This window comes from Streptomyces sp. NPDC041068, assembly GCF_040647455.1.
Lineage (GTDB): Bacteria > Actinomycetota > Actinomycetes > Streptomycetales > Streptomycetaceae > Streptomyces.
This window is the reverse complement of sequence record NZ_JBEZCG010000001.1, coordinates 867,834-881,805: the sequence shown is the minus strand read 5'-3', so window position 1 is coordinate 881,805 and position 13,972 is coordinate 867,834. Positions and strand designations below refer to the sequence as shown.

The 13,972-nt window shown below is 72.9% G+C and carries 9 protein-coding genes; 5 read left to right on the top strand and 4 right to left on the bottom strand.

The genetic code is table 11. From position 1 onward, the window contains the following. Positions 1-15 precede the first annotated feature (15 nt). Entirely contained in the window at positions 16-3,612 is a 3,597-nt protein-coding gene (locus tag AB0B50_RS03405; RefSeq protein ID WP_362324753.1) for a hypothetical protein, read from the top strand. Then, positions 3,609-6,188, top strand: coding sequence for a peptidoglycan recognition family protein (locus tag AB0B50_RS03400; protein WP_362324750.1), 2,580 nt, complete (start codon positions 3,609-3,611; stop codon positions 6,186-6,188). The genes AB0B50_RS03405 and AB0B50_RS03400 overlap by 4 nt, the downstream gene beginning before the upstream one ends. Positions 6,189-6,230: 42 nt before the next feature. On the opposite strand, the gene AB0B50_RS03395 is transcribed toward AB0B50_RS03400, so the two are convergent. Beyond that, positions 6,231-7,565, bottom strand: a complete 1,335-nt coding sequence (locus tag AB0B50_RS03395; RefSeq protein ID WP_362324747.1) for an alpha/beta hydrolase — start codon at positions 7,563-7,565, stop codon at positions 6,231-6,233. 176 nt (positions 7,566-7,741) lie between these two features. Here AB0B50_RS03395 and AB0B50_RS03390 point away from each other — a divergent pair, with 176 nt between their 5' ends. After that, entirely contained in the window at positions 7,742-8,725 is a 984-nt protein-coding gene (locus AB0B50_RS03390) for a helix-turn-helix domain-containing protein (RefSeq protein ID WP_362324745.1), read from the top strand. Positions 8,726-8,752: 27 nt separating this feature from the next. Here AB0B50_RS03390 and AB0B50_RS03385 read toward each other — a convergent pair whose 3' ends face one another. Beyond that, on the bottom strand, positions 8,753-9,466 hold the full coding sequence (locus AB0B50_RS03385) for a TetR/AcrR family transcriptional regulator (RefSeq protein WP_362324742.1): 714 nt from the start codon (positions 9,464-9,466) through the stop codon (positions 8,753-8,755). Between the two features lie 139 nt (positions 9,467-9,605). Here AB0B50_RS03385 and AB0B50_RS03380 point away from each other — a divergent pair, with 139 nt between their 5' ends. After that, complete coding sequence (locus AB0B50_RS03380) at positions 9,606-10,313, top strand: NAD(P)H-binding protein (RefSeq protein WP_362324739.1); 708 nt, start codon at positions 9,606-9,608, stop codon at positions 10,311-10,313. 51 nt (positions 10,314-10,364) lie between these two features. On the opposite strand, the gene AB0B50_RS03375 is transcribed toward AB0B50_RS03380, so the two are convergent. After that, positions 10,365-10,889, bottom strand: a complete 525-nt coding sequence (locus AB0B50_RS03375; RefSeq protein ID WP_362324736.1) for a PadR family transcriptional regulator — start codon at positions 10,887-10,889, stop codon at positions 10,365-10,367. A 205-nt stretch (positions 10,890-11,094) separates the two neighbouring features. On the opposite strand from AB0B50_RS03375, the gene AB0B50_RS03370 reads away from it, so the two are divergent. Beyond that, the gene (locus tag AB0B50_RS03370) at positions 11,095-12,486 is read left to right on the top strand and encodes an MATE family efflux transporter (protein WP_362324733.1); all 1,392 of its coding nucleotides are present in this window, start codon (positions 11,095-11,097) and stop codon (positions 12,484-12,486) included. Here AB0B50_RS03370 and AB0B50_RS03365 read toward each other — a convergent pair. After that, a complete protein-coding gene (locus AB0B50_RS03365) occupies positions 12,404-13,849 on the bottom strand; it encodes a cytochrome P450 (protein WP_362324730.1) in 1,446 nt (481 codons plus the stop codon). The genes AB0B50_RS03370 and AB0B50_RS03365 overlap by 83 nt on opposite strands. Positions 13,850-13,972: the final 123 nt, after the last annotated feature.

Genomic DNA, 13,972 nt, shown 5'->3' with positions numbered 1-13,972 from the left:
CTTCGAGGAGCCGTCATGAGCGAGCCCTTTCCCCTGCACCCCGCGTTCGCGGTCACCGCGCGCACCGGACTGACCGCCGCGGCCTCCCGCTCCTGGTCGGCAGGGCTGCACCGCGGGCCCCGGCTCCTGGTGCCGGTCGACGTGCAGGCCCTGGTCGTGCACGAGGGCGTCGAGGAGGCCAGGGCCGATGTCGCGCTGCGGCTGTTCGACGGTCTTGCCCGGGACCCGTCCGCGCCGGGACCGTACGCGCCCGATCCCTTCACCCCGGCCGCGCCGCTGCCCCCTGGCGTCCATCTGCACTGGGCGCTGCCCGACGCACTGACCCACGCGGTCGCGGACGGGCCGGGTGCGGAGCCGGTCTGGCCCGCGCTGCCCGACCGCTGGGTGGTGGTCCGGCTCGACCACAGCACGGGCACGCCCCGCACCCTGCAGGCGTGGGCTCTGGAGGCCGAGAAGGGCGGCAGTGCGGAGCTCGACGGCTGGCGGCCGGGCGGCGCCCGCGCCTATCGGACCCCGCTGCTGCGCCCGGACCAACTCACCGCGGTCTGCGGCGGAGACCCTGCCTGGGCCGCCTCCTACGACAACGTCGCCGAGCGGTTCGCCCACCACGACGACTGGTCGACGGTTCCCGCCCAGCACCGCACCGCGCTGGCGTACGTCGTTGTCGGCTGGTACTCCCGCCCCGAACTCGACCCGCTCGCGGCGGCCGACACACCCGGCGCGTTCCATGCCGCCCTGGACCGGCTCGGCTGGCAGGTGGACACCGCCCGGCTGGTCCGCGCGCAGGCCGATGCCGAACGCTCCGCCGCCGGGGCCGAGGCGCTCGGCCGGGGTTCGGCCGACCTGCCGCCCCCGGCCTCCGTTCCCCTCGCCGGGCTCTTCGGGGCGGGGCGGCCCGCAGCCGACCCGCAGGCCTGGTGGCCACGGCAGTCCTTCTTCCACGGAGTGGTGTACGGGGTGCACGCGGACCCCAGGACGACCGAGGACCCGCGGCCCGAGCCCGGTACACCGCGGGTGGCGATCGGGGCGACCTCGGCGGAGGCGCTCGCCGCGCTGGTCGCCGGCGAACTGCGGCAGCCGGACGCCGAGATCCTGTACCAGGCCTTCGCGCACGGGCTCGCCACGGCGCTGGGCGAGCCCGACGGCCTCGCGCGGATCGAGGAGGAGTCGCACGCCAGGAGCTTCGTCGCCCGCCCCGGAGCGAGCCGCGTGGAACGCGTCGCCACCGGGGACCCGTTTACCGATCTCAGGCCCACCACGCCGCCGACCCCTGCCCTGGACCGGATCCGCAGGGACACCGCGGCCGGTGTCCCCGACTTCGCGGTGGGCCGCGACACCCTCGCGGACCTGCACCTGCTCAGGACCCGGCCCGAGCACGTGGCGCCGCCCGCCGACCCGCGCCGCACCGAGCCGGTGCCGCGGCCGCTGCCCCGGCGGTTCCACCCCCAGGACCCCGTGCTCGTGATGCGGGGCCTGCGCCGGTCGCTGCGGCACGGCCACGACGGCGCCCGCACGCCCGGCGAACGCCTCGCCTGCCGGCTGACCGGGGACACGGTGACGCGCCTTGCGGGTGTCATCGACGGCAGGGACCTGCTGGCGCGCGGCCTCGACCACGGCTCGCTCCCGCCGGAGGCCGACGCGCTGCTCGTCGAGGCGGCCGTCGAGGATCCGTACGCCGACTACACGGAGATGCTCGGCCGACTCTCCCGGTACGGGCTGCCGTTGGCGGAAGTCGTGCGGCGGCTTCGGGCCGAGGGCGCCATGATGGTCTGGTCCCTCGCCTTCCCCAGCCGTGCCGCGCCGCTCACCCATCTGTCCCTCAAGGACGGCAAGGGGTCGTCGCCGGTGGGGATCACGCTGTGGCGGCAGGCGTGGGTGCCGCTGTGGTGCGAGTGGGAGATCGAGTGGAACCCCCATCCGGACGCCGGGGACTGGGAGTTGGGCGAGCTCGACTTCGCCCCGCGCCCCCATGCCGGATTCTCCCGGGCCGGCGCCGTCGTACTGCGGGGCAGGTCCTCTCTCGTGTCGGCGCCCTCCCACTCGCTCGGCGACGACATCTCCCGGTTCCTGGCCGAGGAGGACCGCCTCGATCTGCGCGGCGAGGGCAGGGTCGACGACGCGCTGGAGAACCGGTTGCGTCGCATCGCGGCCTCGGAGGGGGTGCCCGACCTGGTGTCGGCGGGCTTCGACCGGCTGCGCGAGCGCATGCTCGGCTTCACCGACGACATGGCGACCACCCCCGGCGTCCCACCGGCGCCGACCGGGCCTCCCCATCCGCTGCGGGCCGGGTTCGTCCGGCTGCGACAGCTGCGGATCGTGGACGCGTACGGCAGGACCGTGGACCTGCTGGATCCGGCGACCCCGCTCGCCTACGTCGGGGCGGGGCTGCGCGGTCCCGCCCGGGACATCCTCGCGCTGCCTCCGCGCGTCAACCAGCCCGCGACGCTGTCCTTCCGCCTCGTCGACGCCGCCGACGACGGGCGCGAGGCGGCCGTCGACCAGCAGGACGGCGCGGTGAGTCCGGTGGCGGGCTGGCTGCTCGCCGACCACGCGGACGGGGCGGTGGAGTTCTTCGCCCCCGGCGGCCGGGCGCTCGGCCAGCTCGCGCACGACGCGCTGTCCGGCGCCGTCGTCTGGGAGGGCCCGCCGGGCGACCGCGCGCCCTGGGGAGCTCCGGCGTCGGCGGCCTTCGCCGGGGAGCCGCGCCTACGGCATCTCCTCGGTCTGGCCGAGGGGTTGATCGACCGCGACGGCCGGGAACGCGCCGCCGGTGTCCCTCGGTCCGACACTCCGCTGGACGCGCTCCTGCGCATCGTCGACACCACCGCGACGACGGTCGGAGCGGGCGGTTCGACAGGCAGCGAACACACCGCGCAGCTCGTGGGAAAGCCGATCGCGGTGGTCCGCGCCCGTCTTGTCCTGGACATCGAACCGGAGGACGACCATCCCGCGCTCTCCCCAGCGGAGCGCGCCCAACGGGCCGCGGCCTGGGCGTGGTTGGCCGGTCGCCCCTTCCCGGTGCGGCTCGGCGCGCTGACCCGGCTCGACGACGGGCTCCTGGCCTACTTCGTCGACGACGACTACGGCCTGATCCGTCCCGTCCACGCCGAGGTGGCCCGCCTCGCCACGCCCTCGGGCAGGCACCGCGGCGACTTCGCCGCCCTCGGCCGGCGCAGCACGGCCGCCCGGCCGGTCCGCACCCCGTCCGTGGCCGACGCCTCCGCGCTCTCCCTGCTGCCCGGCCGGGCGCTGCGGCTCACGCTGCTCATGGACCCGGCCGCCAAGGTGCACGCCACCTCCGGTGTGCTGCCGCGCAAGAGCGTGGATCTGCTGCGCGACTGGTTCGCGGAGGATCTGGCCCGCCTCGTTCCGTCGGTGCGGGTCGGCCCCGTCCTCGTCGATCCGGGCACCATCCGCATGCCGCTGATGCCGGCGCCGGACGGCGACCGCCTGTGGACCCGCCGCACCGCGCCCCTGTCGTGGCGGGACGACCCCGTCGTGGCCGCGAGCCAACAGGCCCTGTTGCCCGAGGTCTCCGCGCGGGCGCAGGAGGGCTGTCTGCGCCTCGCGCCGGAGGCGCGGGAGGCGCCTGAGGACGGAGGTGCGGGATGAGTTCCGCCCTCGCCCGGCTCTCGGCGGTGTCGCTCGGCCGGCCTCCGGCCCGGCCGCCGCGGATCGGCATCGAGATCGACCAGGTGCTGATCCGGCCGCGCGCACCGCTCCCGGACACCCCGCTCCTGTTGCAGGTCCGTCAGTACGGCGACCTGGAGGGGCTCCTCGTCGAGCCCCTGCCCGCCGACTTCACGCTGGTGACCATCGGCCGCGTGACCGTGGACGGCCGGGGCACGGACGCCTTCCGCGTGGCCGCCGACGTGGACCGGGCCCACCTCACCGGTGAGACGTCCTGGGTGCTGCCCACCGCGGCGGACGGCTACTTCCGGCAGGAGACCCGCGTCAACCTGCGGACGGACCTGCCGCCCCCGCGCCATCTGGACTACCGGGTCCTGGTCGGCACGCCCCGGCGTGTGTGCGCCGAGCAGCGGGTCCGGGTGGAGACGGCGACGCTCGACGGCTTCCTCGAACTCGCCGAGGAGGGCGAGGACCAACGCCCCGCGGGCAGGACCCGCCTCGAGTACCTCACCTCCGTACGCAAGCTCCGGGTCGAGCCCGAACTGATCCTGTACCGGCACCGGATGGTCAACAACCGGCGGAACGTCCCGCCCTACGGCCGGACTTCGGACTCCCCGAATCCGCCGCGCGGCCCGGCCGCCGCCCGTCTCGCCGCCCTGCTGCGGGTCCGGAACGGCTTCGAGCGGATCGACCTGGCCCAGGTGCTGGCCGGGATCGACGGTGCCGACCGGCAGACGCCCGGCCCTCTGTACCCGAAGCCGCGAGCCGACCTCGCCCTCACCTGGAGCGGCGACCTCGGACTCGCGCTCGCGGCGTACGTCCGCGCCCGCCACGCGCCCGGAGCGCCCTCGGCGGACCGGGACCGGGCGCTGGACCACTGGATCGCCCGCCATGCGTCGGTGCCCCGGCTGCTCGGCGACATCGACGGGGTGAACCTCGGTGCGTCGTACGACCCGCATCGCTCATTGGCGACACAGCTGCGCGCGTACTACGACGGTGCGGTGCGACGGCGTTGCACCGCCTTCGTCGCCGCGACCAGGACCCCGGCCGGTGCGCCCGCGCTGCCCCTGGTGCCGGGGTTCGGTCCTCCTCGCTTCGCCGACGCCGCGGTCGAATTCGTCGCCGGGGAGATCGTCGACTTCGCCGAGGACTTCCTGCGCTTCGCGCTCGGCGGCACGTACGAGCGGGTGCGTGACCGCGCCAAGGACGTGCTCGCGCCGGGCTCCCCCGAGGCAGGCCGACTCGCGCACCGCCTGCTGGACTTGGTCGAGGAGGGGCTCGTCGCCGAGCTCTCGCCGCCGTCGGACACGTCCCTGGTGATTCTGCGCCGCGACGGCACCCCGATCCCGGAGTTCACCGTGCGGCTCATCGAGCCCTCGGGAGGACGGCACGCGGGGATCGACGCGACGACCGACGTGCGGGGCACCATCACGGTTCCCGACGCCGGGACCCGGGCCTGGACCGTCACCTGCGCCGACCACGAGCTGGTGCCCGTCGCCGAGGCCACCGACCCGGTGGCCGTGACCGAACTGCGGCCCGGCCGCACGCCGCTCGATCCGGGCCGCCACCACCGGCTCCCGCCCGGCGCGACGACGGAGCTGGTGGCCCGTGAGGTGCTCCTCCTCGTCTGCCCGCGGTGCGACGCGGCGATCAGGGTCGTGGAACCGCCGCCCCGCTCCCTCGGCTGTCCCAACGACGGCTACGACCTGTCGGACCTGCGCACCACCGTCCTCACCGACATCGGCCGGTTCATCGCCCCGGTCTCGGGGCAGCGCCCGGAGCGCACTCCCCTGGACCTGAGGTCCTGCGGCACCCGGCCGATCCCCACCGCGCACGGCACCGTCGCCGCCTGCTGGGACGAGTCACGCTTCCTGCATCCGACGCGCGGCGACTACGAGTTGTGGGCCTCCACGCCGAGGGGGGCGCTGTCCGTCTCCGTCGTCGGCAGGACCACCTGGGGAGCTGCTCCGCCGCGGATCGAACCACCGCAGCGCGCCTGGGAGTTCCACCAGGCCGCGTCGGGCCCCGCGGCACCGCCGCCCTACCGCGACGCCCCCGTACCGCTCAGCGAGAACTGGCCCCTCGCCTCCGTCTACCGCTGGATCACCGTCCACCACTCGGCCGACTCCATGACGTTCACGCGCGAGGGCGTGCGGGAGGTCCAGAGGAAACAGATCGACACGAGCAAGTCCGACATCGCGTACCACTACGTGATCGACGGCACCGGCACCATCTACGAGGGCCGACCGCTGGGCATCGAGGGTGACCACGCGGAACTCTTCAACGCCGCCAACCTCGGCATCCTGCTCACGGGCGACTTCCAGCGGCGCTGGCAGAACGGCTGGGTGGGCCACGACAGCGGCCCGACGCCCGAGCAGCTCCGGAGCCTCGACGACCTCGTGGACGTCCTGGCCGTCCGCTTCGGCATCCGCAGCGTCTGGTCCCACCAGCAGCGCAAGAAGCAGGCGGGGTCCCGGAATTACACCGAGTGCCCAGGCCAGTTCCTGAGCCCCCACGTCGAAGCGCTGCACCGGGCGTATCCGGGGACGCCATTCTGAAGGTCTCGAAGGTCGCTTCAGATGTCAGATGTATGAAGGCGTTCACACCTGAGAGGTGAAGAACGCGCCCACGCGGTGGCGTACTTCGGGCACCGATCGCGCCGGGTCGATGGCGCCGACCAGTTTGATCCGGTCGTCGGCGGTCATCAGGCCCGCGTCCTGCAGCTGGGGCGCCATGGCGGCGTAGTCGGTGAACACCCAGTGCGTGGCGTCGTCGATCTGTCGTCGGCGGGTGCGCCCTCCCGGGTGGGCCAGCACGGCCGACCAGGAACGCTCGAACCTGGCGTCGCGGAATCCGTCGGTCCCGAGCAGCAGCAGCGGCCGGTCCACGCCGTGCCGGGCGACCGGGAGCAGTTCGCCTTCCTCGCCGGGGCTGTCGGGCGGATAGTCCAGGTAGCCCTCCAGGTCGACCGCCGCGTCGATGCGCCGGTCCTCGTACAGGGCCTGGGCCGCGGCCGTGCCGCCCGCCGAGTGGCCGTAGACGCCCACGCGCCGCGGGTCCAGGGCGCGGCCGAGGTTCTCGGGCAGTGTGCGTGCTGCCGCGTCGGGGTTCCGGCCGGCCGCCAGGGCCGTCAACTCGTCCAGTACGAAGCGTGTGTCCGCGAGCCGGGTGTCGATCATCGTGCGGAAGACCCGCGGGTCCCTGGGGGTGCCGGGCAGTGCGTACTCTCGTACGCCGCCGTCGGGGAACTCGACCGCACTGGGTTCGCCGGGATGGTCGATGGTCACCACCACGAAGCCGCGGCTTGCCAGTTCCTCGGCGAGCCCGGTGCCGAGGGTGCGCGGGTCGCCTCCTCCCGGGGTGTACAGCAGGACCGGCCGCCGGACGGGTTGCGCAGGTGCGCCCGTGTGGGAGTGAGTCGTCGTGGCCGCCCAGTCCACACCGCTCTTCGGCAGCTCCGAATGCAGGTAGAGGGGGTCGAACGCCGCGAACGTCCGCGCCGCGGCGGGGGTCATCTGCGGTGCGAGCGGGTATCCGCGAACGGTGCGGGCCTGGTAGAACACGGAGACCATCAACTCCCGCGCGGGGAGGGCGCTGTCCCACGGGTCTGGCCTGTGCCGATCGACCAGGTGCAGGGTGGTCACCCCGATCCGGTGCGGGCCGGTCGGCGCGGGCAGCCGCAGTGAGACGTCACCCGCAACGCGTGCCGGTTCCTGCGACCGGCCCGGTACCTGCGCGCGTGCCCGTACCTGCGCGCGTGCCTGTACCTGCGCGCGTGACCGCGCCTCCGCCCGTGCCTGTGCGACGCCGCCGCCCGTGAGCACCGTCGCGGCGGCCAGCGCTCCCGAGGTGGTGACGATCCGTCGGGTGACTCCGGCGGCACGCCGGTCCCCGGGGCCGGTCTTCCTTCGGAACACGGCTGACATGGCTGACATGGCTGTCTCCTTACGCCCCTGGCGGCGCCTCTGTGACGCCGGTCCTTGTGCCTGCTGACGCCCGCCTGAGTGAATGGACGCAGGGGGCACGTCCTGAATGCTGGCGCCCGGCGCAGGCCGCGGACGAGGCTTTAGGACCTGCCCGAAAAGGTGGCGCGGCACGGCCAGGGAGCGTAGTGATCCGGATCCATTTCTCGGCCGCCGACTTCGCGCGGGTCCGATTCGCGCCCCGCCCCGCGCCGCTGCAGGCACTCAACACGGCGCTACTGATGATGAGTCGCCCTGACGGCGGCCTGCTCTTCGACCGGTGGAGACTCCGAGTCCTCCGTGCCCTTCCGGCCTCCGTCGCCCCCCTGAGGGATCTGGTCCCTGCCGACCAGGCACCCCGTTTCTTCGACGTGTTCAGCGACACCCTCGATGAGGGCCTCGACACCGTCCGCGCCGCGCACCCGGACCTGGTCCGCTGCGAACTCGAGCGCGTCTACGCCACCCAGGCGCCCCCGCCACCGCCGTGGATCCGCGACCTGCGCCAGGGCGATGCCGCCGCCTGGCAGATCGTGCGTCGGGCGCAGCACGCGGCCTTCGAGACCGTCGTACGTCCTGTGTGGGACTCGGTACAGGACCTGCACCAGAAGGAGTTCACCCGCCATGCCCTGGCGGTGGCCGAACACGGCGTCGGTGCCGCGCTCGCCGGACTCGTTCCCGGCTCCCGACTGCGTGAGGACGTCTGGGAGTTGGCCGGTCCGGAGCGGCACATCACGCTGAAGGGCCGAGGCCTGCTGCTCCTGCCCACCTTCCACTGGACGGGACATCCCCTCCTCGCCGACCTGCCCGACCACCCCCTGGTCGTGACCTACTCGGCGGGTCCGGGCCTGCCGCTCACGCAGGCCGACGCGGACGGCACGCACGACGCGCTGGCCGGGGTGCTCGGGCGGACCCGCCTCGACATCCTGCTCCGGCTCACGGAGGAGCACACCACCAGCGACCTCGCCCGGCTCCTCGGCGTCAGCAATGCCACCGCCTCGGCCCACGCCACGATGCTGCGCGGCGCGGGCCTGATCACCACGGTGCGCGCGGGTCGGGCGGTCCTGCACCAGCGCACCGCGCTGGGGAGCCTGTTGATTCAGCGCCATGGGGGAGAGCGGCGCGCGAGCGGCTGAGCCATGCGGGTGCGGCACGGCGGCCCCTCACTTCGCGGGAACGCCCCACGCCCTGATGAGCTGAGCGAGTTCCGCCCGGAAGAGCTTGTCCGGGCTGACCGTCTGGGTGCGCAGGTGGCCGTAGACCTCCAGTGACACGAGACCGTGCAGATGCCCCCAGATGCGCAGGGCGAGGGCGACGGCCGCGGGCGGCAGCTCCGGGAAGGCGGGGCGCACCTTGTCGAGGAGTCCCGCGTCGAAGTCGGACCACGTGAACTCGTCGTCCTCGTAGAGGTGTCCGGCATGGGGCCAGGCGGCCGCCGCGAGACCGGCGAGGCCCGTGCAGACGCGGCGCGCGGCGTCCGGAGCGGCGCCGTCCTCGGGCGCGCGGTAGCCGGGAACCGGGTCGCCGTAGATGAGCCGGAACCCCTCGGGGTTCGCCAGCGCCCACGTACGGAAGGCATCGGCCCAGGCCCTGATACGGGCGGCCGCGTCCTTGTCGGGGGCGTCCCGCCAGGCGGCGTCCACGGCGTCGGCCAGTGCGGTGTAGACGTCGTTGATGAGGGCGGTGACGAGGTCGTCACGGGTGGCGAAGTAGCCGTACAGGGCGTTGGCGGTCATGCCCATCTCGCGGGCGATGGCCCGCAGGGTGATGGCGTCGGGGCCTTTGGAGGCCATCAACTCCAGTGCCACGTCCTTGATTTCGGCCGTCGTCTCGGCCCGCAGCCGCTCGCGCCGCCCTCTGTTCCCGTTGCCTGCCACCCGAGCACTCTACAGCGTCACCTTCGCGAGTCGCCGTATAGAAACTTTACGGCGTGCAGTTCACTTCACGGCGTATAGTCCTCGTCTGGCGCCGCCGCTTCGGCGGCGCCGCCCATGCCTGCATGACCAGGGGAGAACCATGCACATCGGAGTCATCGGAGCCACCGGAACGATCGGCAGCAGGGTCGTCACCGAGGCGCTCGAACGGGGCCACCGCGTCACGGCGTTCAGCCGCGACGCCGCGCGGTCCACCGCGGGCGAGAGTCGCGACAACATCACCTGGACCGACATCGACGTCTTCGACCCCGCGAGCATCGCCGCCGCCCTGCCCGGCCTCGACGTGCTCATCAGCGGATATCAACCGGGCAATGCCGCCAAGGACTTCACGGACACCGTGCGGCGCTCGATCGACGACCCCACCGTCTACGCCACCGCCGCGCGGTCCCTCCTCAAGGCGCTGGAGAGCCGTCCCAGGACCCGGCTGATCGTGATCGGCGGCGCGGGCAGCCTGGAGGTCTCCCCCGGCGTCGTCCACGCCGACCACGACGAACTCATCCACCGGAGCCTCGACCAGCTCGGGCTGCCCCGCGAGTACGCGGCGGCCGTGCGCGGCCACCGTGACGCCCTGAACGTCCTGCGCACATCGAACCGGCTGTGGACCTACTTCAGCCCGGCCGAGGACATCGCCCCGGGCGAGCGGACCGGCCGCTTCCGGATCGGTGGTGACCAGCCGGTCCTGGACACGGAGGGACGCAGCCGCATCTCGGCGGAGGACGCCGCCGTGGCCCTGATCGACGAAGTGGAACTGCCGCGCTTCGTGCAGCGCCGCTTCACGATCGGCTACTGACAGCCACGCGCGGCGCACCTCCGGGCACCGTCACGCGGCACCCGGTTCCGCTCAGCTCTCCAGAGCCTCGATCGCCTCCGCCAGCCACGCCTTCTCCTCGACGGCGGTGGCGCGCGCGACGCGCAGCATGCCCTGCCGGAAGAGGTCCGAGGCCTCTTCGGCCCGCACCGGTTCGCCGTCGCGGTAGAAGAAGCTCGTCGGGGCGTCGAGGAAGCTCTGCCTGCGGCGCAGGACTTCGGCCTGCTCCGCAGGGTCCGGGAGGTGCCGCAGGAACGCGAGCAGCGTGAAGAAGCGCTGTCCGTCGGTGATTTCGGCGTCCTTGGGGTGGCGGAGCCTGGCCTCCAGGTCGGCACGGCCCGCCGCGGTGAGCGACAAGGTCCTGCGGGGTGCCGCACTGCTCCCTGGTCGGGTGCGCTGCTCGACCAGGCCGGCCTTCACCAGCCGGGTGATGGCTGGGTACAGCGCGCCGTCACTGACGGGGCGGATGTGACCGCTGAGGCTCTGGATGCGGGCCTTCAACTCGTAGCCATGCAAGGGCTCCTCATGGAGAAACCCCAGAATCGACAGCTCCAGCATCTGCCGGACCCCCTTCCCGCGCGCCCGCCCCGGACCCTTGCCCGGCACGTGCCGCCATGCTATCTCTTTTCGCGGTACCTCGATTAGAGGTACCGCGAAAAGAGGGGGCTCTGCAGTGAGAGCAGGGAAAGACACAAGAACAAGAACAAGAACAAGAACAAGAACGAGAACAGGAACAGGGGCCGACGGGCATCGGCGAAGGCTGGTGTCGCTCGCGTATCCGGTCTACTTCGAGCTTCTCTCCGGGGTGGCGGCCGGGATCATCAACATGGTCTGGGTGGCACGGCTGGGCGGCGAGGCCGTCGCCGCCGTGGCCGTCGCCACCAATGTCGAGAACCTGCTGCTCGGCGTCATCCTCGTCGCGGGCTCCGGCACGACCGTGCTGGTGGCGCGGGCCAGAGGCGCACGGGATCACAGGGCGATGCGCTCGGCCGTGCGCGGCGGCTGGGCCCTGTGGGCGATCCTCACGCCGCTCGTCGCCGTCGGCGGATACCTCTGCCGCGAGCCGCTCGCCCGCCTGGTCCTCGGAGGCGGCGACAGCGCCGCGCTCCCCCTCGCCACCGACTACTTCGCGATCGCTCTGCCGGGGATCGCGGTGTACTTCGCGACCAACGTCGTCGACGGCATCCTCAAGGGCCTGGGCGACACGCGTACGCCGATGAGGCTCGCGATGCTCGCGAACGGGCTGATCCTCGTCCTGGACCCCTTGCTCATCCTGGGGTTCGACCTCGGTGTGCGGGGTGCGGCGATCGCCACGGTCCTCGGCCGGACGGCCGCGCTGGCCTGCGGGTGTGTGGCGCTGCACCGAAATGACGTACTGCGCCGAACAGTTACGAGACCCATGAGCCGGGCGCGGTCACTCGGCACCGACGCCCGCAGGACGGCCGCGACCGGGCTGCCCATGTCGGCCGACTTCGTCGCACGGATGGCCGGCTCGCTCGCACTGGTCGCCGTCGTCGCCCGGATCGGCGTCGACGAGGTCGCCGCCTACGGAATCGCGACAAAGGCCACGTACGTCGCGACCATGGCCTTCTACTCCGTACGGCAGGCGGCCGCCATCCACACCGCCCATCTGCTCGGCACAGGGCGCGACGAACGACGGGCCATCGGCCGCCAAGCCCTGCTCCTCGCCGGGGCGTTGGGCCTCGCGGCCGCGCTGGCCCTGCTCGCCACCGCTCCGTGGATCATGCGGGCCTTCGGCAGCGGAGGCGAGGCCGCCGAAGCGGGGGCACTCCACCTGCGCTGCCTCGGCCCCTACTTGATGCTCCTCGCCTGCTACATCGCGCTGGGCGGAGTGTTCGAGGCCGGCGGCGCAGCCCCCGCCCTGGCCCGCATCACGACATGCGGGGTGGCGACCCAACTCGCCCTCGCGTACGCCCTGTCGGGGTCGGGACTGCCGGGCGTCTGCGGCGCCATGGCGGCTTCCATGGCGCTGCAGTGCGCGGCCGTCGCCAGGATGTACCGGCGTACGGGGCCGGGGACCGGGACGAAGGCGAAGCGGGCAGTCGACGTCGTCAGCCGGGGATCATCGACAGGTTGTCCGGCTTCACGGTCACGACCGCCCGGGGCCGGGGCGCCGAACCGGGAGCGAGGGTGAGACCGGGCCAACGTCGGCTGACCGTGGCGAGGACGACCAGGAGCTCCGTCCAGGCGAAGGCCTCGCCGATGCAGTTGCGCCGCCCCGCGCCGAAGGCCAGGAACGAGCCGCGCGCGGCCGCGTCGGGCCGTTCGGTCCAGCGGTCGGGGTCGAAGCGGTCCGGGTCGGGGAAGACCGCGGGGTCGTGCTGGTGGAGGTAGGGGCTGTAGACGACGTCGGCGCCCTCGGGGATGCGGTGACCGCCGAGGGTGACGGTACGGGTCGCCGTCCGGGTGACCAGCCAGGCCGGTCCGTACTGGCGCATCGCCTCCTGCAGGATCGCGCGGGTGTAGGTGAGTCGGTCCAGGTGCTCGTGGCGGACAGGGCCTTCGCCGCCGCAGACGGTCGCGAGCTCGTCCTGCAAACGCTGCCGGATCTCCGGGTTCCTGTCGATCTCGTACAGAGCCCAGGCCAGTGTGGTGCCGGTGGTCTCGATGGCGCCGGTGAGCAGAGTGATCGCCTCGTCCTGGAGCTGGCGGCGCGAGAGGGACTCGGGTGCCGTGAGGAGGGTGTCGAAGAGCCCGGTCTCCGTGCCGCCGACGCCTGTCCGACCGGTGTCCGCGGCATCGGCGTGCGGGCACCGGGGTTCGAGCGCCGCATCGCCCCGAGGATCCGTCGACCGTTCGGCCAGCGCCGCGCTGCGGTGCTCGATGGCCTGGTCGATGAGGCGCCGCAGGCGCGCGACGCGTTCGGCGTGGGCGCGGTTGGCCGGCAGCGGAAGCCCGTTGATCCAACCGGGGAGGATGGTCTGCCGGATGGTCCCCCTCATGATGGGCGGCATGAGCGCGATGAACTCGCGTTGCAGATGGCCGGGCAGGTCCGAGCCGAACAGGGCACCGAGGAAGGCCGCGAGAGTCAGCTCCGTCATGTCGGCGAGCGTGTCCCGGGGAACACCTTGCCCCCAGCCGTCGACGAGCTCCCGCACCTGCTCGATCATGGCGTCGCCGCGGGTGGCGATGTGGGCGCGGTTGAACATGGGCTGCATCAGGCGGCGGTTCTTCATGTGGACGTCGCCGTCGGCCACCGTCGCGAGACCGTCGCCGAAGAAGACACGGAGCGCGTCGATGATCCGCCCGCCCTTGGCGAAGCTCGCCGCGTCGGTGACCAGCACCTCCTTCGTCAGGGCCGGATCGGTCACCACATAGGCCGAGGTGTGGGCCAGCCGTATGCGCACCACGGGCCCGTGCTCGCGCAGCGAGTCCACGAACTGCAGGGGCCGCCGCTTCAGTTGGAGTGCGTGTCCGAGCAGCGGGAGGGCTCCCGGTGCGGCAGGGGTCGGAGCGGGGCTGGACGAGGTCGCGATGGGGGCGGGGGCAGCGGACATGTCGGGCGTCGTACTCCTTGATCGATGATCATCAGCGCCCGATGCATGCCCATGTCCATGATCACGTATCCGTCGATCGGTGATCACTGCGTCACACTGTTCCGGAATCCCGCCACAGTAGGC